This window comes from Pelistega ratti (assembly GCF_009833965.1).
Lineage (GTDB): Bacteria > Pseudomonadota > Gammaproteobacteria > Burkholderiales > Burkholderiaceae_B > Taylorella > Taylorella ratti.
Map to the genome: position 1 here is coordinate 2171484 of NZ_CP047165.1, position 23291 is coordinate 2194774.

Consider the following 23291-nt stretch of genomic DNA (forward strand, 5'->3'; position numbering starts at 1 on the left):
TATGAAACATAAAATTCACCATATACATTTTATCGGTATAGGTGGCTCTGGAATGAGCGGTATTGCAGAAGTGTTATTGAATCTTGGTTATCAAATCAGTGGTTCAGATATGAATGATACAGCCGTTACACGGCGATTGGCAGCGTTAGGGGCTACGATTTATGATAGTCATCAGGCAAGTCATATTGACGGAGCGCAAGCAGTGGTGACATCAACAGCTATTTTGGGGAGTAACCCTGAAGTGTTAGCTGCCCGAGCTAAGGGGATTCCTGTTGTTCCTCGTGCGATTATGCTAGCAGAACTTATGCGTTTAAAAAGCGGTATTGCTGTGGCAGGAACACATGGAAAAACCACCACAACAAGTCTGGTGGCGAGTATTCTAGGGGCAGCAGGTATGGATCCCACTTTTGTGATTGGGGGCAAGTTAAACTCAGTAGGTGCAAATGCACGCTTAGGGACGGGGGATTATATTGTTGTTGAAGCAGATGAGTCTGATGCGTCTTTTTTAAATCTTTTACCTGTGATTGCCATTATTACCAATATTGACATGGATCATATGGATACCTATGGACATGATGAAGCCAAACTGAGAGCGGCTTTTATTCAATTTGTTCAACGCCTACCCTTTTATGGTAATGTGGTAGCTTGTACCGATGATGATAATGTACGTAAAATACTTCCATTAGTATCTTGCCCTGTTACCTCTTATGGTTTTAATGAAGAGGCTGATTTTCGAGCGATGAATGTACGTGCAGAAGGAACGCAAATGTTGTTTGAGGTACAACGCCGTTCCGCTATACGTAAAGATTTACCTGATTTATCTGTCGTGTTGAATACACCGGGAAAACATAATGTCTTAAATGCATTAGCCGCTATTGCAGTAGCGACTGAAGTTGGTGCTTCTGATAAAGCCATACAGAAAGCATTAAAAAGCTTTAATGGCGTAGGAAGACGCTTTACGCAAATAGGTGATTTTCCTGTTCCTGATACGCAAGGCGGTGGTACTTTTACCTTAATTGATGATTATGGTCATCATCCTGTTGAAATGGCAGCAACCATTGAGGCGGCAAGAGGAGCGTATCCGAATAATCGTTTAGTATTAGCTTTCCAACCCCACCGTTATACAAGAACAAGAGATTGTTTTGAAGAGTTTGTGAATGTACTAAGTACGGCAGATATGGTATTACTCACTGATGTATATCCTGCTGGAGAAGCTCCTATTCCCGGTGCTGATGGGTTAGCCCTATCACAAACCTTAATTGAAAAAGGGGCTGTACAAACCGTATTTATCAAAGATGTTTTAGACTTACCTCATACCATGCTTCAACACGTTAAAGAGGGTGATATTGTGGTCTGCATGGGTGCAGGTTCTATTAATAAAGTACCGAGTTTGATAGGAGAATTGCAATGACAAGTCAATTAGGTAAAGTGGGGGTGTTGTATGGTGGCAAATCGGCTGAACGCCCTGTTTCTTTACAATCTGGTCAGGGTGTATATGAAGCCTTGCGTAGTAAAGGAGTAGATGCTCATCTCTTTGATACGGGTGAGCAGGGGCTTGCACAGTTAGAAGCACAACAGTTTGATCGTGTTTTTATTGCCTTACATGGACGTTATGGTGAAGATGGGTGTATGCAAGGTATTTTAGAATATCTTGGTATTCCCTATACAGGCCCTAGTGTGATGTCTTCTGCTATTGCAATGGATAAGATAATGACAAAGCGTATCTTACTAGAAAAAGGCATCCCGACACCACGTTATGCCGTTGCCTATACACAAGACGATTTGTATAAAGCGGCAGAGACGTTAGGCTTTCCAATGATTGTAAAAGCACCACATGAAGGTTCAACATTAGGATTGAAAAAAATCCTGACAAAAAGTGATATTCCTGAAGCCTTTACCTTGATCAAAACCTATGATAGTGAGTTATTGGCAGAGCAATTTATTGTGGGTCGAGAACTAACAGTGGCTGTTTTGGGTAAAGGGGAAGATGCACGTGCATTGCCAATAATTGAAATTATTGCACCGGATGGGAATTATGATTTTAATAATAAATATATTGCCAATGATACCCGTTATGAATGTCCAGCCAATCTTTCACCTGAATTAACAGCAAAAATTCAGCAATATTGTGTACAAGCCTATAAGGCAGTAGGGTGTGAGGGTTGGTCGCGTGTTGATGTAATGCTAGATGCCAAACAGCAACCGTGGATTTTAGAGATTAATACTTCTCCTGGTATGACAAGCCATTCACTTGTGCCAATGGCAGCGAAAGCAACGGGTATGGCATATGCAGATTTATGTGTTTATTTGCTTGAACAAGCGAGTACAAAGGTATAAATAAGGAATATCTGTGTTTAACAATCCGCGATTAGCTAATTTTATTGCAAATATCATTGTAACCGTAACAATATTGGCACTACTGATAGGGATTGGCTATTGGTTTGTACATCGACCTATGTTTAATATTACACAGATGCGCCTAGAACCTAAAGAGGGTAATAGCTTACAACACGTTTCTCCAGCGAATATTCAATCTGCTATTGCTGGATATGTATATGGTAATTTTTTTACGGTTGATTTACCAGAATTAAAAGCCCATATTGAACGTTCACCTTGGATACGGCATGTGGATATTAGTCGTATGTGGCCAAATGGTTTAATTCTTCGTATTGAAGAGCATGAAGCATATGCGAAATGGAATGAAAACCAGATGATTAATACATGGGGTGAGATTTTTACGGCTAACCGAGAAGAATTAGATGATAATGTTTTTTATCCTCAATATAATGGGCCCGATGGTTCTGAAAAACTGATGGTTCAACGGGCTGGAGAGTTAGCTACACTACTTTCCCCCTTAAATTTGCGAATTGAGACGATGTCGCTTAGTGATCGCTACGCTTGGCAAGTTAAATTAAGTAATGGTTTAACACTTATTTTGGGGCGAGATGGTGGTGCTGAGGTTGTTGATCCTTTGGGTGGAAGTCAAGAGGCAGTGAGTTTTGCAGAAAATGTACAGAGATTTGTGCAAGCATGGCCTATTTTACTCAATAAAACCAAAGGAAGAAATATAATAAGAGTTGATCTTAGGTATGCTAAGGGTTTTGCAATAACCTTTGATTCAGTCGTTAATGAAGAGAGTGCAGAGAAAAAATGAGTCGGGATTCTAAAAAGAAGTTGATTGTTGCCTTAGATATTGGTACAAGTAAAGTGGTTGCTGTCGTGGCAGAAGCCCTTGCTGATGGAAAGTTTGATGTATTAGGTCTTGGGCAAGCACCTACACAGGGCGGTATCCGTAATGGTACAGTGATTAATATTGATACAACGGTTAAAGCTATTCAAAAAGCGCTAGAAGAAGCCGAGCTGATGGCTGACTGCAAAATTCGTGATGCTTGGGTTGGTATGGGAGGCGCACATATCGTTAGTTTTAACTCAAGCGGTATGGTGGCTATCCGAGATAAAGAAGTCACCAACTATGATATAGACCGTGTTATTGATACGGCAAGAGCAGTAAATATCTCTAATGAACAACGTATTTTACATGTGATTACGCAACAATTTATTGTTGATCGTCAAGAGGGAATTTCTCGTCCTGAAGGGATGTCTGGTGTACGCTTAGAAGTCCATGTGCATATTGTAACAGGTGAAGAAACAGCGGCTCAAAATATTCTTAAATGTGTTCGCCGTTGTGGATTAGAACCTCATCAACTAACCTTAAATCCACTTGCTGCAAGTGAAATATGCCTCACTGAAGATGAAAAGCAACAAGGGGTGTTGTTAATTGATATTGGTGCAGGTACAACAGGTATTGCCATGTACAAGGATGGGTTTATTCGTCATAGTCATATTTTCCCTGAAGGAGGGCAATTGGTGACCAATGACTTAGCGACTATTCTACATATTCCAGCGACAGAAGCGGAAGATCTCAAATTGGAACATGGTATAGCGAAAGGTAGTCTAGTACCAACTGATGCACATCCTATTACGATTTCTCCCGTAGGTGATCAGGAAAGAAAAGAACGTGTTGTCTCTCCTCATATTATTGGTGAGATTATTAATGCCCGATTAGTCGAAATGTTTGATGCCATTCAAGATCATCTTCATGAACATGCACTCGTTCCAAATTCAGTGGTATTAACAGGAGGTGGTGCATTACTAACAGGAATTGCCGAGTTAGCCGAAGAAGTTTTTCAAATTCCTGCCAAGGTGGGTAAGCCGTTATATTACAATAGTTTGTCAGATGTGGTTGCTGGACCTCGTTTTGCGACAGTGATGGGATTGTTGTTGCAAGCACGGTTACAATTAGATAATTTACCGTCAGAATCTAGTAAACAAAACTTTTTTAAGAAACTCTGGAATTACGTAATGAATTAGTTATAATTTCAGTATATAATTAGGGTGGGTAAATATGAGTTTACCTACCTTTAGTTGATTTAGGCGACTAAAGCAGTGGAGGCAGTTCAAAGATAAGATCGAGTAGTCACGCACTGGGCTTTTCTTTGAGATGTCATCCAATATATGAAGGGGGCTTCATTAATGGTTTCGTTTTAGGAGTTGATCAATGGCTGTAGGATTCAACATTATAGACGAAGATGACGTTTCGTCTCAAAAGACGTCTGAATTAGGTTTTGATATTATTGATGATACTTTACCAAGTAAGACGCTTATCAAAGTTATCGGTGTTGGTGGTGCCGGCGGTAATGCCATCAATCATATGATTGAATCAGGTGCAAGAGGCGTTGAGTTTGTATGTGCAAATACAGATTCACAAGCACTCAAACAATCTAAAGCAGAAACAAAAATCGCATTAGGAACTTCAGGCTTAGGTGCAGGTGCTAGACCAGAACAAGGTAGAGCAGCGGCTGAACAAGCTAGAGAGTCAATTCGTCATGCGTTACAAGGTGCTCAAATGGTCTTTATCACTGCTGGTATGGGTGGTGGTACAGGTACAGGAGCTGCACCTGTTGTTGCTGAAATAGCGAAAGAATTAGGTATTCTAACTGTTGGTATCGTGACCAAACCATTTGCCTTTGAAGGGGCAAAACGGATGGAAACCGCTGAAGAGGGTATTAAGGCACTAACTGAACATGTGCATTCATTAGTAGTTGTTCTCAATGAGAAACTTTACGAAATCATGGGTGATGATGCTACATTGGAAGAGTGCTTCAAAGAAGCAGACAATGTCTTAAATAATGCGTGTGCTGGTATCGCTGAAATTATTAATATCCAAGGTAATGTAAACGTTGACTTTGAAGACGTGAAAACGATCATGGGTGAATATGGTCAGGCAATGATGGGAACGGCGACAGCCTCTGGTCCAAATCGTGCAGAAACAGCAGCGCGTGAAGCCATTGCTTGCCCATTGCTTGAAGGGGTTAATCTTAACGGTGCGCGTGGTATTCTTATCAATGTTACCGCCAATCGTAGTAACCTCAAAATGAGCGAAGTTCGTAAGATTAATGATATTATTAATAGCTATGCTGATCGTAATGCGATGATTATTTCAGGTACAGCTTATGATGAAAGCATGGGTGATAGTGTTCGCGTAACCGTTGTTGCGACAGGTTTAGGTCGTGCTCTTCAATTGGTAGAAGACGAAGTTTCTGAACAACAAGCGACACAGGCTGTTGCAACAGGTACAGATGGTGTAACCTTATTCACACCATCAACAGAACAAATGGCATCTATTGATATTCGTGGCGGTCGTGCATTTGGACGTGGACGTCCCTTTGCAGCAGATCGTAATGAACGAGATGTACCTGCTTATTTACGTAAACAGGCAAATTAATAACGACTCTTTTATCGTTATTAAGTAAAAATAGTAAAACGGAGACAGTATTTTGGTACTGTTTCCGTTTTATGTTTCTTAACGTTGTTGCTTCCCCCAGATAATGTATGCTGCTTAAGTTAAGGTGAAGTTATAAAACAGATACATTTTCAAAAGGGTATATTTTGACGTAATATATTGTAGTATTTTTATTTGTCATAAATATGAAAGAATACGCTTGAATCAGCGTACAATTAGGCGTGTAAATAAATCTTTTTATTTAAAGGTTGTTGAATATGTTAAAACAAAGAACAATTAAAAAAGTGGTTAAAGCAACAGGGGTTGGTGTGCACTCAGGATTACGTGTGCAGCTTACCTTACGTCCAGCCGAGCCTAATACAGGTATTGTTTTTCATCGCGTAGATACGCCAGAGGTATTAGATTTTCCTGCAAGTGCCTTTAAGGTAGGGGATACAAAAATGGCATCTGTTTTACAGAATGGGCAGTATCGTGTATCAACAGTAGAGCATTTAATGAGTGCTTTGGCAGGGTTGGGGATTGATAATCTTCATATTGATGTGGATGCAGAAGAAATCCCTATTATGGATGGTAGTGCGGCGACCTTTATTTATCTGTTAAAAGATGCAGGGATTGAAGAGCAAAATGCCCCTAAACGGTTTTTGCGTGTGAAAAAAACGGTTGAAGTATCAGAGGGAGAAGGGGATCAAGCAAAATGGGCAAGATTAGAGCCTTATGAAGGTTTTTCACTTGCTTTTACGATTGATTTTAAACACCCTGCTATTGATTCAACAGCAAGTTTTACCGAGATTGATTTTTCTAAAGATTCCTATATCGACCAGATTGCAAGAGCTCGTACCTTTGGTTTTGCTAACGAGGTTGAAATGCTTCGTGGTATTGGCTTAGCAAGAGGGGGAAGTTTAGATAATGCCATTGTATTAGATGAATACCGTATTCTGAATACAGATGGTTTACGCTATGATGATGAATTTGTTAAGCACAAAATTCTTGATGCGATAGGTGATCTTTACCTTATAGGTCATCCTTTATTAGCACGTTATGTGGCTTGCAAATCAGGGCATGGCCTCAATAATAAACTTGCGCGTGAACTTTTAGCACAAGAAGATGCATATGAGATTGTGACTTTTGAAGATGAAGTTAATCTACGACAAGCGGATGCTTTAAATCGGGATTGGCGTCTGGCTTAGTGTGATAGCAGAATATTGATTAGGTCTTTTTATCTAAGTAAGTATTAAGTAGTTTTATCGTTTAATACCTTGCCTAAAAGACCTTTTTATGGGTAGTGGTTGGTATGTTTATAACGTCATCGTCTTTTCGAACACTTAAAAAATCACTCAAAAAGGACTTTATAAAACCAATGGTTGCACTTGAAAATAGTCATTCTCCTATTCATAATACATTAAAAACAGCGACGACTTTTATAACCATACAACAAATATTACAGGACATATTGCCACAAGGTAGTATTTGTCATGTCGTACGATTTCAGGAGGGAGAGTTAGTGGTTGCGGTAGGTAATGCAGCGATGGCAAGTAAACTTAGACAGCTTGTTCCTTCGATTGCGGCCCACCTACACCAACAATCTTATCCTATTACTAAACTAAAAATCAAAGTAATGGCAAGCCTTGCCCAACCGATTGAGCAACAAAATACCCCCACCATAAGCACGAAACAAATATTGCAGTCTTGCCATCAAGCGTATCAAACCTTATTAGATACTTATCCTGACGGGCCATTGGCAGAAACACTAAGAAAGATATTATCAAAAACGGCTATGTAAGTTTAGACTTTAGCCAAATAATGATTATTAGGTGTATTGATAAAAAGATAGATTTTTATCATATGATTGACGGCGCTGGGGTAAATCATCATAAATTGCCGTAATGTATGGTGCTTGTAAAATTTGTTGAGTGGTTTATCAATTACACGATACTTTTTCATTATAATGGATATATTGTTTAAATCAGCATAGTATTTCCCTCTGTGTAATCTGGGTTAAAAGTTGAAATATGCTGTAAAGAGTAGCAAGTATCGGTATAATAGCAAAGGCTATTATCTTTGTAGATTAATTTATTATGGTTTAGTGTATTTATTATCTAAGCCTTTTTATTGAAGTAGAAAAATGATTTCTTTATTAAAAAAACTTGTTGGTAGTCGTAATGATCGTTTGCTAAAACAATATCGTAAAGTTGTTCAAAAAATTAATGCACTTGAACCGAGTATGCAGGCATTAAGTGATGAACAACTTGCCAATAAAACAGCAGAGTTTAAAGAGCGTATTGCCAATGGTGAAAGTCTTAATGCCTTGTTACCAGAGGCGTTTGCCGTTGTGCGTGAATCTTCATTGCGTGTATTAGGTATGCGTCATTTTGATGTACAGCTAATCGGTGGGATTGTATTACATAACGGTAAAATTGCCGAAATGCGTACAGGTGAGGGTAAAACGTTAATGAGTACATTAGCGATTTATCTCAATGCCTTAACAGGTGATGGTGTACACGTTGTTACCGTTAATGATTATTTGGCACGGCGAGATGCTGAGCTAAATGGACAGTTATTTAATTTCTTAGGGTTGACTGTAGGTGTTGTTGTACCCAACCAAGACAATGAAGAAAAATATGCGGCTTATCGTGCTGATGTCACCTATGGAACAAATAACGAATTTGGTTTTGATTATTTACGCGATAATATGGAACATCGTGCTAGTGATCGCCGCCAACGTAAATTAGCTTATGCGATTGTGGATGAGGTGGATTCTATTCTTATTGATGAAGCCCGTACTCCTTTAATTATCTCAGGGCAAGCTGAAAATAATACAGAACTTTATAAGCGTATGAATGAAGTTCCTCCTTTATTAACACGTATGAAGGAAGAGCCAAAGCCTCATGAACCTGAACCAGAGGGTGATTTCTGGATTGATGAGAAAGCACAACAAGTTTATCTATCAGAAGCAGGTCATGAACATGCTGAACAGATATTAAGACAATTAGGTATCCTACCAGAAGGTGAATCGCTTTATGATCCACGTTATATCACCTTATTGCATCATTTAACGGTAGCATTACGTGCGCATAATCTTTTCTTTAAAGATCAGCATTATGCGATACAAGATGGCGAGGTCGTGATTGTCGATGAGTTTACTGGACGCTTTATGACAGGTCGCCGTTGGTCAGATGGTTTACATCAAGCGGTTGAGGCAAAAGAGGGAGTAGAAATCCAGAATGAAAATCAAACACTGGCATCTATTACCTTCCAGAACTATTTCCGTATGTATGGAAAATTAGCGGGTATGACAGGAACGGCAGATACAGAAGCCTATGAGTTTCAGGATATTTATGGTATTGAAACCGTTATTATCCCAACTAACTTACCGATGCAACGTATTGATCAAAATGATCAAATTTTCCTAAATGATAAAGAAAAATACAATGCGATTATTCGTGATATACGAGAATGTTATGATCGTAAACAGCCTGTATTGGTTGGTACAACAAGTATTGAAAACTCTGAATTATTATCTGATTTACTCAAAAAAGAGAATCTTCCTCATGAAGTTTTAAATGCAAAACAACATGCACGTGAGGCAGAAATTGTTGCTGAAGCAGGTATGCCTGGGCATATTACGATTGCGACTAATATGGCAGGACGCGGTACAGATATTGTACTGGGGGGCAATATTTCTAAGCAAATCAATATGATTAAAGCGGATAGTAACCTTACCGATGCACAGAAAGAGGAAGCTATTGCTAAGGTCAGAGAAGAATGGAAAGCACGGAATGAGCTTGTAAAAGCCGCTGGTGGTTTGCGTATTATTGGTACAGAACGCCATGAATCTCGCCGTATTGATAATCAGCTACGTGGACGTGCTGGTCGTCAAGGTGACCCTGGTTCATCACGTTTTTATCTTTCTTTAGATGATTCACTCATGCGGATATTTGCAGGAGATAGGGTTCGTGGTTTAATGGAGCGCCTTGGTGTACCGGGTGAGCCGATTGAAGCCAAAATGGTCTCACGTTCAATTGAATCTGCTCAACGGAAGGTAGAGGGGCGTAACTTTGATATTCGTAAACAATTACTTGAATATGATGATGTAGCCAATGATCAACGTAAAGTACTTTATGGGCAGCGTAATGAGGTGTTAGAAGAAGATTCTGTACGCGATATGATGACAGAGCTTCGTAATAATGCACTTTATGAATTTGTACGTGCATATGTGCCTGAAGAATCGCTTGAGGAGCAATGGGATCTTGATGGTTTAGAGGTGGCATTAGCTTCTGAGTGGGGGATTAAACTTTCTATTAAAGAAGCGGTTGATAAGAATCATGATTTAGATGATAACGATATTACCAATATGGTGATTGATGAGGCTGAACGTGTCTATCAAGAAAAGATTAATCTTGTTGGTGAAGAGGCGTGGAGCCAGTTTGAACGTTCTGTCTTATTAGATCGTCTTGATTCTGCTTGGAGAGAACATTTAGCTTCTCTTGATCATTTACGACAAGGTATTCATTTACGTGGTTATGCACAAAAAGATCCAAAACAAGAGTATAAAAAAGAGGCCTTTGAGTTATTCAAATATATGCTAGAGCGAGTGCGTAATGAGTCTGCTAAAATCTTATTAAATGTACAAATTCGTTCACCTGAACAAGTGAATGTGGTTGAAGAGGCTCAGCTTGCACGTGCACAAGAACAAGCAGATAAATTAAATTATCATCATGCTGATTATGATGAAGCATTAGCAGAAGATAATATTGCAACTAGCACAGCAAATACTCAACAGGATAGTACCTTTGTCGGGGTGGGGCGTAATGATCCTTGCCCATGCGGTAGTGGCAAAAAATACAAACATTGCCATGGAAAACTTGCGTAGTGTTTGCTATTGACTAGAAAATGATAATTCCCCATTATTATGTTTCAATAATGGGGATATTTTTTAAGAGTAATATTTTTAAATCTCTATAATGTATGAACTATTATTTTGAGTATTTATTAGATCAGTGTATTTATAAAAGTTCCGTAAAATGTGTTGTGCGTTACATAGTCTAAGATTAAGAAAGTAAGAAAAGACTTGATAATCCTAAGAAAATAAAGAACCCTAAGGCATCTGTTGCAAATGTGAGTAGCACAGAAGAACCAACCGCAGGGTCTTTATTAAAGTGATGACGAACAATAGGAATAATAACACCTAGTAGCGCACCAATTAACATATTACAAATCATGGCGACCACCATAACAATCGCAATTTTATAAGAACCTGATACTAGCCATGCGAAGAGGGAGGCGAGAATACTGCCAGTTAAACCGACACAGACCGTAACAATGGCTTCACGTTTTAGCATACTGAGTGTGCTTTTGATATTGATACGTTTCATTGCCATTGCACGGATAACTAAAGTAAGTGTTTGGTTACCTGAGTTACCACCAATTCCTGCCACAATTGACATCAGAAAAGCAAGAATGACAATTTGATCTACCGTACTTTCAAATAAAGAGGCAATATAAGAAGCAGTAGAAGCTGTGCAGAGATTAATTAATAGCCAAGGAGTACGGTTACGAACAGCCTGTTCAACGGAAGCAAAGGTATCTTCTTCGGCAAGACCAGCACGAGCAAGGTCTTGTTCTTGTGAATCTTCTTGCATCACATCAACAACAGCATTGATGGTAACGCGACCAATTAAGCGATTTTCTTCATCAACCACAGGCGCTGAAACCAGATCATAACGTTCAAAGGCAGAAGTGGCTACAGTGTCGTCTTCTTCTGGTGTAAGTGAGAAAAATTCTGTTTTCATTAACTGGCTTACATTTGTCTCTGGGTCATTAATCAGTAAATCAGCTAATGAGAGTACCCCTAATAAATGCTCTTGCCTGTCAATAATAAAAATTTGATCGGTATGATCAGGCATATACTCTAGTCGGCGTAAATATCGCAATACGACTTCAAGGGTAATATCATCACGCACACGAACCATCTCAAAGTCCATCATAGCCCCTACACTACCTTCACGATAGCCCATAGCAGCTAGTAACTGTGTACGTTCTCGTTCCGTTAAACCTTTTTGTACCTCAGCAACGACCTCAGCAGGTAGATCAGGGGCTAAGTCGGCTAATTCATCTGCATCTAGCGTTTCTGTTGCGGCTAATAAATCCGCATGGTTCATGGCAGCAATTAAGTCTTCACGAACCCAATCATCTACCTCAAGAAGAATATCACCATCATATTTAGAGTTTACTAATTCCCATACACGGAGACGTTCTTCATGAGGAAGAGACTCTAATATATAAGCAATATCAGCAGGATGTAGCGGTAAGAGATAATTGGCTAATTCTGTATCATACTGCTGTGTAAGGAGTGATTTATCTAGCGGTTCTTGTTCTATGCTGCCTTCTGAATGATGAAGATGACTTTCTGTATCTTCATATTTTTTTAAGAGTGCTTTAATATCTTCTAGCACCATTTGAGTTTCTTCCGTATCGAGTCGTTTAGGGACTTGGATAGGGGTCACTTTTTGATCGTGGTCGAACTCACTCATAGTTTTTCCTCTTTATAGGTGCATAAATATTATAGACGCTTAGTCATTCAGAGATGAGGGATAAAGATTTGATAAAAAGCTAAAAACAATTCAATTTGCAAATACTTACGAGTATGATTTCTCTATTAAAATCTGCGTTACAATGTTATTAAGTAAACAAATGCAAAGAATGGCTTTAGCAAAAATATATAGAATGTTCAAGATTATAGCATTAGCACATGATTTGCTTAAATAGAGAAGGCTTGGTAGTGATGAAAAATACGGTTTTATTCTCTCAATATGAGGCATTGCAAAAAACATATCAATATTATGCTTCATCTTTATTAACATATAGTCAAACAATTTCTACGGATGCTCAAGCCCCTTTAACAATAGCTATTTTATCTTCAGACTATTTTTTACATATTGATGCTTTATATACACTGTGGCAACAGCAAGATCGTCCTTGGCATATCGTATGTATTGCAGATGATTATCAAGAAAGTCGTCTCGCTTTAAATAAATGGTATGCTGATTGGCAAACGCCGTGTTTGCAGAAATTACATGAACAATGGGCTTTACCACTACCTGGATTACACCGTATTGATATTGAACCATACCGTTTTAGTATTAATATGCTATTTTGTGAGGATAATACGGCATGGAAACAGTTTGTAGGACAAGTACATTGCTTTATCGTGGATAAACAGGCGGGATTGTCGGAAGCACTTCGACTAAGTTATCCTTCTCCTTGCTTTCTTGCTCATTCAACACAGTTTACGCCTTTAGTAGAGAAAATACGCTATCATCAATTAGCGTTAGTATCAGAAGTACAAAGTAGCGTAGTCCAAGATAATTATGTATTTTGTACGGCAACAAGTAAAAAACCTACTATCACCTCTCGAATCGAAAAAGGACGTAAAATAGCCGTTATTGGTGCAGGTGTAGCTGGCGCAGGTGTGGCTTATGCCTTAGCTAATCGAGGATGGACAGTAACAGTTGTTGATCCTATTTTTGCACTTCCCCCTGATGAAGCGTTATTACGCTATTCATCTGGGGCAGTTACCCCCTTATTAACGGCGGATGATAGTCATAAAGCAAGGCTGAGTCGGGCGGGTATTTTATTAGCACGACAACGTTGGCAAGCGATTAAACATCTGGCAAATATTCGTTTTTGTGGCACACTTGAACTTAATCGGGATAAGGGGCATGCGAAGGATTTATTAGAAGCCGTATCCACATTAAATTTCCCTAAAGAATGGGTAAGATTAGTATCTCCAGAAGAAGCCTCTGACATAGCAGGGATTCCTGTTGATCAAGAAGGGGCTTATTTTCCTTTAGCCATGCAGGTTGCCCCTTTGCAATTAAGGCAGGCATTATTACAGCACCCTAATATTCGTTGTCAAAGTTTTACGGTAACACATATTCAAAAAGAGGATCAGGTGTATCGTTTGATGGGGGAAGAAAATGGTACTCAAAAAGTTTTAACGGAAACATTTCCTCATATTGTTGTTGCTAATGCTATTGAGAGTGCTACTTTATTAAAACAGAGTGGCTTTGATGAAAAAATACTTAAATCAGGGCAACGGGTGAATGCCTTAACGCGATTAGATTCTTTACATGCTTTATCGGGAGAGGTGATGATTATTCCTCAACACTTTGTTAAGGGTGGCCCACAGTGTGTGATTGGTGGTCAAGGATATTATTTGCCTCAGCAAGAAGGGTTTTGTGTGATGGGTAGTACCTATGTTCATGGTGATTTATCGCCTAAAATAAGTAAAAAAGGTCAGACAATTATCTGGGAGAAAATTCCTTTAACCTTGCCTGTTACATTGGAGCAACTGCAAGAAAGTGGTGAATTAAAAGGGCGAGCTTGTGTGAGAGCGGTGGTACAAGGGCGTATGCCAGTAATTGGTGAATTAGAACATATGAGAGGAATTTGGTTAGCGTGTGCCTATGCTTCACATGGTATGACATGGAGTAGTCTAGCGGGTGAGATTATTGGGGCGAGTTTAGAGGGAGAACCGTTACCGATAGAGCGAGACTTATTATGGAGTATTATGCCCAAGTAATTGAATTTCAACCGTAAACTATTTCTTGATAATTTGTGTATTGGCTTTAAGTTTTCATAAAAATCAGTCAAAATAATGGTTTGATGCGGTGATAAGATAGTTTTTGTACAAATAGTAGTTTGTTGAGAAAAGATTTGTACGGATTGCCCCTAATAAAGGGGAGTACTTATGCGAATAGCGCATTTTTCTTTACAAACCATACTTTATTTGAAAGTAATATGGCGATTCAACTAAAACATCTCGCTTTAAGCGAACAACAAGCAGGTTTTTGTGTATTTACAACAGAGCATGATTGGGTGCTTCGTATTGAGGCGACCGCATTGGGTGTGTTTCGTTTACGTTGTGGCTTAGCGACTAAATTAGATGATAGTGCATTAAATACTAAAGCCCAAGCAAGACGAGACTTACTATTAGCTCGCCAAGAACAAAGTAGTGAATTTATTGTAGAAACACTTAAACCTAAACAAGCATGGCGACTTTCTCAAGGTAATACTGCTGTAGAGATTCATACAAATCCCTTTTCTTTGCAATTTTTCAAAGATGAGCAGTTAGTGTTGTGTACAAAGGATGTACTAGGTTTTGATTCCTCAAAAGAACAATGGACATTGCAATTTGCTCGATCAGAAAATATTTATGGCTTAGGTCGTACGACTGATCGTTATGCAAGATATGGAGAGATCTATTCTGATGGTAATAGCGAATATGTTCCCTTTGCATGGAGTCCGCAAGAGTGGGGGATTTTTGTTAATAGTTTATTGCCAGTAACACATCATCTTGGTGATACAGCAGATAGTGACTATACTATCAATATTTATGATAAAGCATTAGATATTTTTATCTATATTGCTTCACCTAATGATATTTTTAACCAGTTTAGTGCAACAGTAGGACGTGTTGTTCAGCCACCTTTACGTGCAATGGGTGTTTGGTTTGCTCAAGCAGATCAGCAATCTTTAGTTGATTTTACACAACAAGCACAAGAAATGACAAAAGCAGGGTTTGCGGTAGATACACTACAGCTTGCTCCTCCGAGTGTTTTTCCGTTTCAGGAAGATAAACCCTCAATGGATTGGGATGAAAAACGCTTGGGTGATATACGTACCTTTATGACAACTTACCTTAAAGGGCATTATCATCTTTGTTTACCGACTTCTTTAGGTGTACCTGTAGGGACAGCGTTATTTGCTGATTTAGAAGATAGGGCATGGTTGTTGTTAGATGAAACAGGTAAGGCGGCTATTTTTCATACCCCTTATGGTGATGTTGGTTTATTAGATCTAACGTATAAAGATGCGTATAAATTATGGTCATCTCGCCATCAACAGCTATTAGATAATACAGATGCCGCATTAAGTTTAACAGATACACTTGATATTGAAGATGGTATTAGTGCTAGACAGGGTGAAGAAGGTGGTTTTTTACGTGCATTGTATCCTTTATGGGCTGAGCAAGCCTTAATAGAAGCACTATCGGCAAATAAAACACCTAGTGAGGCATATATTCGTCGGCATACATTAAGTTTAAACAGTGCTAGAGTAACAGGGCTATATACAACAGCAGATGTTCGTCATTTTGAAGATTTAAGAGCCTTATTAAGACAACATTTAACGGTTCAGGCTAGTGCAATAGTATCGCAAATGCATACTATAGATTTACCTCGCTTGGATAAACAACTATATTTGCGTTTTTTAGCTTTATCTGTGTTTAGTGCAGGGTTTGTGATTCCTGCTGAATCGGTTTGCTTACCCATGATGTTTGACAAAGCAACACAAAAGATTATTAAACAGTTTTGGTTACTTCGTTCTCGTTTAATTCCGTATGTATTGGGTATTATTGAAGATGCCAATCGAACAGGTTTGCCTGTACAGCGTATGATGCCTTTAGCCTTTCCACAGGATAAAACAGCATGGGCATATGAAGACCAATTTTTATTTGGTCCTGCACTATTGGTTGCCCCTATCCTTGATAAAGGAAATACAGTTAATATTTATTTACCTCGCGGTGAAGCATGGTGGGATCTGAATACGGGTATTCGCTATGAAGGTGGGCAGATTTTAGCCTATCAATGTGAGGTGGATAGTATTCCTGTCTTTGGACGAGAAGGATATATGCTATGTTTAGGGCCTGAGTTAAGCAGTTTAGCAGAGTTTAATTCTGCTCGTGTATTAGATGAAGTATGGCTATTTGGTATGCCTATCCATAACCCAGTAGTGATGCGTAATAAAATACGGGTAATGCAGATGCAAGGATCAAGTTATATCAAAGGGTTTGAGGGATTACGCATTCTACAGTCAGAGGGGCTTGAGGTAAAACGCCGTGGCGCTGAGGTTCGTATCTCAAGAGAACGTTAAAGAGGTGATGGATCATCATTGTGATACGTTGATTTTGTGTTAAGGTCAATATACATAGGATAAAGAGAGTGACGACATCAGCAAAAATAGTTCCTGTCTTACGCTATAGGCATATCACCCCCAATGGGGGTGATTTCAATTGTTTACCGACATATTTTGATGAGCAGATGGAGCATCTTGCCTATCAAGGGTTTACGACCTTATCCGCTACTGAATTTGCCTCTTTTCTTAATGGTGGTGAAGTACCTGCTAAGTCAGTCTTTATTACATTTGATGGGGGATTTTTGGATAATTATGTTTTTGCTTACCCTATTTTAAAAAAATATATTTTAAAAGCAAGTGTTTTTCTGAGTGCCTCTTTTATCAAAGAAGGTATTATCCGCTCAACCTATGAGAGTGGTGAAATATTACCCTTTTGTCCACCCCATGATGAATGTAAACGAAGAATCTATGCAGGGCATCCTGAAACGGTTATGATGAATTGGGATGAAGTGAGATATTTAAAATCAAGTGGTATTTTTGATTTTCATAGCCTTGGCTATACCCAAACACGGTGGGAGCAACAAGTAAATGAAGAGGGAAAAAATATGGCAATGACAAAAGAATTAGAAATGAGTCGCGCCATTTTACAACAAGAATTAGGTGAGGTAAGTGAGCATTTTTGTTGGCCAAATGGCTATTTTGATGAAGACTATATCACGCTAGCGAAAGAAGCAGGATTTCATTATTTATATACAACTGATTTTATGGGAGAGAATTATCCTCATATGGATAGTACCCATATCTATAGAATAGATGCCCCTAATAAAGGTGGTTTTTTCTTTTCTTATCGTTTATGGTTAGCAAGACATCCTAAAATAGGGCATATTTACAACAGATATGCCTTAAAGAGACTTGCCAAATAATATATTTAAGCGTAGAATGCTTCTTTCTGTTCTTTTATGGAAAACACTAAAGAACATGAAGTAGGCGTTTTGCCAATAATCATTAAGTCAATATTGATTTGTTGCTTTAAAGATACAAATTAATATTAAAATTTAAAAATGCTTGACAGGTTATTTAAATTACTTCATAATTATATTCTTTAGCGGGTTGGTAGCTCAGTCGGTAGAGCAGCGGACTTTTAATCCGTTGGTCGGGGGTTCGAATCCCCCCCAACCCACCAAAACAAATAAACAGCAAGCCTTCAGTGATGAAGGCTTTTTGGTTTTTTAGGGGTACGCTATAACGTTAGCGAGTGATTAGAATAATGATGACAACTATCGCTATTCCTCTCTATCATAAAATTCTGTGCAGAATTTGTGTATTTTATTTTTAATTTACACAAAATAGATTCAAAGTTTATTCTATCATCTAACCGTACTTTCCGATTATTAAAATTTAAAAAAGAAATGCTATAGCTAGTATTTATTACATGAATGGTAATAAATGTAGAGTGTAGATTGATAGTATATAGACACTTTATTTGATGTGGTAATTACTGTTTTACTATTGTGATTAAATTATGTACTTAATCCCTTAGTGATATATAATTAAATTATGTGGAAATATTAGGTAAGTTTTCTCATTAAGGATAAAAATATTTGAATGAGTAATATTAATTGGAGTAAATTATCATTTATTGATTTATTTGCAGGTATTGGTGGTTTCCATCAAGCCTTAGGTTCATTTGGGGCTCAATGTGTTTTTGCTAGTGAAATAGATAAGTATGCAAGTCAAACATATTTTGAAAATTATGGTATAAAACCATTTGGTGATATAACAAAAATTAATGAAAGTGATATTCCAAAACATGATATTTTATGTGGAGGGTTTCCGTGTCAAGCTTTTTCTATTTCAGGTAAACAGCTAGGCTTTAGTGATACTAGAGGAACATTATTTTTTGAAATAGCTCGTATTATTAAGTACCACTCTCCTAAAATTATTTTCTTAGAAAATGTAAAAAACTTCGCAAAACATGATAGTGGAAATACATTAAATATAGTATTAAAAACATTAGATGAATTGGGTTATAACGTTTTTTATAAAGTATTAAATGCTTCTAATTTTAAATTGCCTCAAAATAGAGAGAGGGTTTATTTTGTGGGTTTTAGAAAAGATTTGAATATTAATAATTTTTCATTTCCTTTAGGAAGTGGTGAACCAGTAGCATTATGTGATTTTTTGGAAGATAATCCAGATGATGTAAAATTTATACAGCGTGATGATATTGTATTTAATAAAAAAATTGAAATACATAGTGATCTTATAGATGATATTGTATTACCAAATAAACCAATTCAAATAGGGATTGTAGGTAAAGGAGGGCAAGGGGAAAGGATTTATCATCCATTAGGTCATGCGATAACTTTATCTGCATATGGTGGAGGAGTTGGTTCTAAAACAGGGTTATATCAAATTAATGGAAAAATAAGAAAATTATCACCTCGAGAATGTGCGAGAATACAGGGTTTTCCTGATTCATTTAAAATTATTTCTAATAAAACACAAGCGTACCAACAGTTTGGTAATAGTGTAGCTGTTAATGTCTTAAAGGCGATTGTAGCTAAAATTGAAGAAGTTTTATACGATAAATTATAAGGGTATAAAAAGTGAATAATATAGATTATAGAAGATTAGTTGGATCAAGAACTGCTAAGGATGGATTTAAAACTGAGGGAATAGTTGCAGAAAAATTTAAAAATTATTTATTAGATGAACAAGCAATAGAATGGCTGAGTATTATGGGCTATGATATTGGTAGAATTGAGAATATTGAGGCTATACAAATTCCTACAAGATTGAAATATTCTGATATAGAAAAGTTTGGGAGTTGTGATAATTTTGAGTTTGTTCAGAAATATAAAAAAGCTGATGTTCAAGTTCAGTTAACTATAAAAATAAATGGTGTTATTTATAGAGAAAATATATCTATTAAGAAAGCTAATATAGACTCTAACTTTAATCAAATTGATAAACGTTCTGTAGATACTTATCAAAAAATGTGGAAGTTTGATGAGGATATTGCTTTTGTTTTAAAAAAATTTACTGGAGAGATTCAACCAAGCATTTATGAATCTTCACAGTTAAAAAATAAAAAGAGATGGTATTTGGATGAATTACCTATCAATCAAGTTAATAAATTAATTAAATTTTTTGAGAAAAATAGAGTATTAATTTTTTCAGATATCCTTAAAGGGAGGGGAATGCTGAGTGCAGAATGGTTTTTAGTTGTAAAACAAAATATAGATGGTAGCTATAATTGGATTTTTAAAAATATAAATGAAGTAATAAATTTTTATTCTCAAGGAGAAATATCTATAAGTAAAAAAGGGGGACTAAATTTAGGTAAATTAACAGCACAAAGAAAAGGAGGAACGCCAGATCCAACCTCCTTACAATTTAAAATAAAACCTCTAGATTTATTTAATATTGATAATTTTTGAGTTTAGGGTGTTAGTTATTTAATAAGTATTCGGACTGTTGCATTAAGAATTAAATTTAAGAGTAAGGAATGAATAATATGAATCTATTTCAACCAGAACATAAAAATACTTCTCTTAATGCATATGTCGGAAATAATCCTTGGGTTGATATAAATACCCATATAACAGGTTATCAATCCGCTACTATTGTAATGTTAGATACTATTTTAGGTTCTAATTATAAACAGTATGATGGAGCATTTTCATGGTGTAATGATACCTCTATTTATCCTATTTTATTTTGTGCTAGACATTTTATAGAATTGTACATAAAACAAAAAATTTATGCTATAAATTTTTTAAAATTAAAACAAGATATTAATGAAAAGTTAATTAAAACACATGATATTAGAAAATTATGGAAAATGTTTGTTTCCATATCAAATGAAACTAAAGATTATCGAATAGAAGAATTTATAGATTCATTAAAACCATATATTGATGAGTTTGGAAATATTGATCCGATAGGAGAAACATTCAGATATCCTTATAGTCAAGACAATGAAAAGCATTTATTGAATTTTCAGTGTATTGGAATTTATAATTTTAGTAAGAAGTTTAAAGATTTTTCTAAAATATGTGGGGGATTTACGCATTTTATGGATTATCTAGTAGATGAGTATCGTGTTAAAACATTTACTAAAGTACTTAGCAGATCAGATATAGAAAAAATAGCAAAAAAATTACCTACTAATCAAGAATGGAAAAATTTTAGCTTTAATAATATAAAAAATGAAATTAAAAAAGAATTTAATATTAGCTCAAATGAATTAACTAAAGCTATAAATATAATTAAGGGACATATTGAGTTTAAACAGTATTTATATCCTGAGGTTTATGAGTTACCTATAGAAAAAAATAAATTAGTCTTATTTATGAATGAAACTTTTAAAGAAAGTGATATAGATAAATTTTCTTTTGAAGAAATTGCTTGTTTAAGGGCAATCTGTGAGATTGGAACTGCTTTCATGAACGTAAGATATTATTCAGAAGACTATTTTTGGTTATATAAATTATTCTTAGAAAAATATAAAAAAGGTAATTATTATGAATTTAAAACAGATTATAACTGTATTATTTATAATATTTATCGTATTAAGTTGGGGATAGAAAAACTAAATTATATTCACCATATTCAGTAATAATATATTCTCTCTTTAACAAGATATGAAATAAAACCTCTATAGTTATTATTTCTATATTTCTAACTATAGAGGTTTATTATGAATAAGATATTGATGTAAATAACTATTTAAAACTACTTACTAACTTTACTTAATACAATACCAATAATAAAACCAGTAGCTGCTGGTAAAATCCAGCCTAAACCTTGGCTATAAAGAGGTAATTGCGTATTTAAGAATGCATCAATTTGCATCACTAAAGCCTCTGCACTTTGTTGTTCTTTTGGAATTAACATGGCATAAGCTGTTTTCCAACCATCAATTAAAGCAACAGGCAATGTACCGAGAATAGTCATAATATAAACAATACGCTTACCACCAAAAAGATTATTGAGGAAAGCCAATGCAATAATGGCGACTGTTAATGGATACAATAGCATTAATACAGGGACTGAGAAGCTAATAATGGTACTTAATCCAAAGTTAGATAGAGCAAATGAGATAATAGTAAAAATAGTGACCCATACGCCGTAAGAAACGGATGGAATAAGACGATTGAAATATTCACCGCAAGCGGTAATTAACCCTACAGAGGTCGTTAAGCAAGCAAGGAATACAATAATAGCTAATAAAGTCTTACCTGCATCACCAAAGTAATATTCTGCGCTTTTAGAAAGGACTTGTGCGCCTGTTTCTACTGTGCCAATCCCTGCGACACTTGTAGCACCCATATAGGCAATAAAGACATAAACAACCGCTAAGAAGAATGCCGCAACAAAACCAGCACGAGCCGTTAAACTAAGCACCTGACGGTCATCATTAATACCTTGGGAACGAACGGCATCAATCACAATAATCGCAAAGACAAGTGAAGCAAGGGCATCCATCGTTTGGTAACCATCAAGAATACCTTGTGTAAAGGCACTACCTCCTACATAACTATTGGTTGGTGTTTGTGGCGCACCCATTGGTGAGAAAGCCGCATAAATAACAAGAATAGCAATAGAAATTAAGAGGGCTGGTGTTAGAATGCGTCCGATACGATCCACTAATTTGCCCGGATTAATCGCTAACCAATAAGATAATCCGAAGAAGACAAAGGCAAAAACAGCAAGTGATATTTTAGTAACTGATATTGGTATATTACCACCTAGAAATGATAATAGCTCAATGATTTGACTTTCTTTACCACTTATAAATGGTAATAGTCCGATTTCAAAAGAAGTTGTTGCTGTCCGTGGAATAGCAAAAAGAGGACCAATGGCTAAGTAGAGTGATACGGTAAACAAAATACCATACCATGGTGTAACACGAGATGCTAAGTCTTGTAAATCGCGAGAGCTTGAGTAGCCTACGGCAATAATCCCTAATAGGGGAAGCCCAGCTCCTGTAATTAAAAATCCTGCCATTGCAGGGAAAATATTCTCTCCGGCGTGTTGTCCCATTAAGGCTGGGAAAATAAGATTACCTGCACCGAAGAAAAGTGCAAATAACATTAAACCTGTCGCCACAAAGGCTGACTTATTTGTATGATTAGACATTATGTTTATCTCTGACAAAATAAGTTAATAAAAAGTCTATAAGACCGTCCCAGTATTCTTTTTTAAAGAATATGGTTATCTATTCTTAGAGGCAATGGGGTAATACATAACTATCAATCATTCATCAAATAATACGTATTATTGAGAATAATTGGTGCTATCCAGAATAATGACCATATGATTGTTTACCTATATTGGATAAAGGATAATTATCTAAAAAGTAAACGTATATCAGTTTTGGGTAAAAACTGCTTGTGAATTATTAAGGTAAATCATAGCGATAGAGTTATATTAAAGAGTACCTTAATAAATACATTTTATGATACTAGCAGACTTTAGAAATAAGATGAAGTATTTTTCTGCTTTTTTAATAAAACAAATGATAAAAAGTAGAGAGAAAAAACATCATAATGTTGTATTTTTTTCA

Annotated in this window: 16 protein-coding genes and 1 tRNA gene; 15 read left to right on the forward strand and 2 right to left on the reverse strand. The window is 36.6% G+C overall.

The features are described 5' to 3' along the window. The first annotated feature begins 1 nt into the window (after nucleotide 1). The 8 genes from murC (at nucleotide 2) to secA (ending at nucleotide 10673) form a co-directional block, all read left to right on the forward strand. Entirely contained in the window at nucleotides 2-1411 is a 1410-nt protein-coding gene (gene murC, locus F9B76_RS09490; RefSeq protein ID WP_159991890.1) for a UDP-N-acetylmuramate--L-alanine ligase, read from the forward strand. Next, complete coding sequence (locus F9B76_RS09495; protein ID WP_159991891.1) at nucleotides 1408-2337, forward strand: D-alanine--D-alanine ligase; 930 nt, start codon at nucleotides 1408-1410, stop codon at nucleotides 2335-2337. Before murC ends, F9B76_RS09495 begins: the two co-directional genes overlap by 4 nt. A 13-nt stretch (nucleotides 2338-2350) precedes the next feature. Next, nucleotides 2351-3154, forward strand: a complete 804-nt coding sequence (locus F9B76_RS09500; RefSeq protein WP_243140640.1) for a cell division protein FtsQ/DivIB — start codon at nucleotides 2351-2353, stop codon at nucleotides 3152-3154. Next, nucleotides 3151-4371 carry a cell division protein FtsA gene (ftsA, locus tag F9B76_RS09505; RefSeq protein ID WP_159991892.1) on the forward strand — a complete coding sequence of 407 codons (1221 nt, stop codon included), beginning with the start codon at nucleotides 3151-3153 and terminating at the stop codon, nucleotides 4369-4371. Before F9B76_RS09500 ends, ftsA begins: the two co-directional genes overlap by 4 nt. A gap of 187 nt (nucleotides 4372-4558) precedes the next feature. Next, nucleotides 4559-5785, forward strand: a complete 1227-nt coding sequence (ftsZ, locus tag F9B76_RS09510) for a cell division protein FtsZ (protein WP_159991893.1) — start codon at nucleotides 4559-4561, stop codon at nucleotides 5783-5785. Nucleotides 5786-6060: 275 nt separating this feature from the next. Then, nucleotides 6061-6990, forward strand: coding sequence for a UDP-3-O-acyl-N-acetylglucosamine deacetylase (gene lpxC, locus F9B76_RS09515; protein WP_159991894.1), 930 nt, complete (start codon nucleotides 6061-6063; stop codon nucleotides 6988-6990). Between the two features lie 104 nt (nucleotides 6991-7094). Continuing rightward, nucleotides 7095-7583: a DciA family protein gene (locus F9B76_RS09520; RefSeq protein ID WP_159991895.1), complete on the forward strand. Its 489-nt coding sequence runs from the start codon at nucleotides 7095-7097 to the stop codon at nucleotides 7581-7583. Between the two features lie 342 nt (nucleotides 7584-7925). After that, nucleotides 7926-10673 (forward strand): preprotein translocase subunit SecA, encoded by a 2748-nt coding sequence (secA, locus tag F9B76_RS09525; RefSeq protein ID WP_159991896.1) that lies wholly within the window; start codon nucleotides 7926-7928, stop codon nucleotides 10671-10673. Nucleotides 10674-10851: 178 nt separating this feature from the next. On the opposite strand, the gene mgtE is transcribed toward secA, so the two are convergent. Beyond that, nucleotides 10852-12333 carry a magnesium transporter gene (gene mgtE, locus F9B76_RS09530; RefSeq protein ID WP_159991897.1) on the reverse strand — a complete coding sequence of 494 codons (1482 nt, stop codon included), beginning with the start codon at nucleotides 12331-12333 and terminating at the stop codon, nucleotides 10852-10854. Nucleotides 12334-12584: 251 nt separating this feature from the next. Between mgtE and mnmC1 the strand changes: the two genes are divergently transcribed. The 7 genes from mnmC1 (at nucleotide 12585) to F9B76_RS09565 (ending at nucleotide 21341) form a co-directional block, all read left to right on the forward strand. Then, nucleotides 12585-14384 (forward strand): FAD-dependent 5-carboxymethylaminomethyl-2-thiouridine(34) oxidoreductase MnmC1, encoded by a 1800-nt coding sequence (gene mnmC1, locus F9B76_RS09535; RefSeq protein ID WP_159991898.1) that lies wholly within the window; start codon nucleotides 12585-12587, stop codon nucleotides 14382-14384. 218 nt (nucleotides 14385-14602) lie between these two features. After that, nucleotides 14603-16735, forward strand: coding sequence for a TIM-barrel domain-containing protein (locus tag F9B76_RS09540; protein ID WP_159991899.1), 2133 nt, complete (start codon nucleotides 14603-14605; stop codon nucleotides 16733-16735). 68 nt (nucleotides 16736-16803) lie between these two features. Further along, entirely contained in the window at nucleotides 16804-17640 is an 837-nt protein-coding gene (locus tag F9B76_RS09545; protein ID WP_159991900.1) for a polysaccharide deacetylase family protein, read from the forward strand. Nucleotides 17641-17824: 184 nt separating this feature from the next. Next, nucleotides 17825-17900, forward strand: a tRNA-Lys gene (locus F9B76_RS09550). A gap of 422 nt (nucleotides 17901-18322) precedes the next feature. Next, nucleotides 18323-19315, forward strand: a complete 993-nt coding sequence (gene dcm / locus F9B76_RS09555) for a DNA (cytosine-5-)-methyltransferase (protein WP_159991901.1) — start codon at nucleotides 18323-18325, stop codon at nucleotides 19313-19315. A gap of 11 nt (nucleotides 19316-19326) precedes the next feature. Continuing rightward, nucleotides 19327-20160, forward strand: coding sequence for a PDDEXK family nuclease (locus F9B76_RS09560; RefSeq protein WP_159991902.1), 834 nt, complete (start codon nucleotides 19327-19329; stop codon nucleotides 20158-20160). A 77-nt stretch (nucleotides 20161-20237) separates the two neighbouring features. Further along, the gene (locus tag F9B76_RS09565; RefSeq protein ID WP_159991903.1) at nucleotides 20238-21341 is read left to right on the forward strand and encodes a hypothetical protein; all 1104 of its coding nucleotides are present in this window, start codon (nucleotides 20238-20240) and stop codon (nucleotides 21339-21341) included. A gap of 116 nt (nucleotides 21342-21457) precedes the next feature. Here F9B76_RS09565 and brnQ read toward each other — a convergent pair whose 3' ends face one another. Further along, entirely contained in the window at nucleotides 21458-22864 is a 1407-nt protein-coding gene (gene brnQ / locus F9B76_RS09570; RefSeq protein ID WP_159991904.1) for a branched-chain amino acid transport system II carrier protein, read from the reverse strand. Nucleotides 22865-23291: the final 427 nt, after the last annotated feature.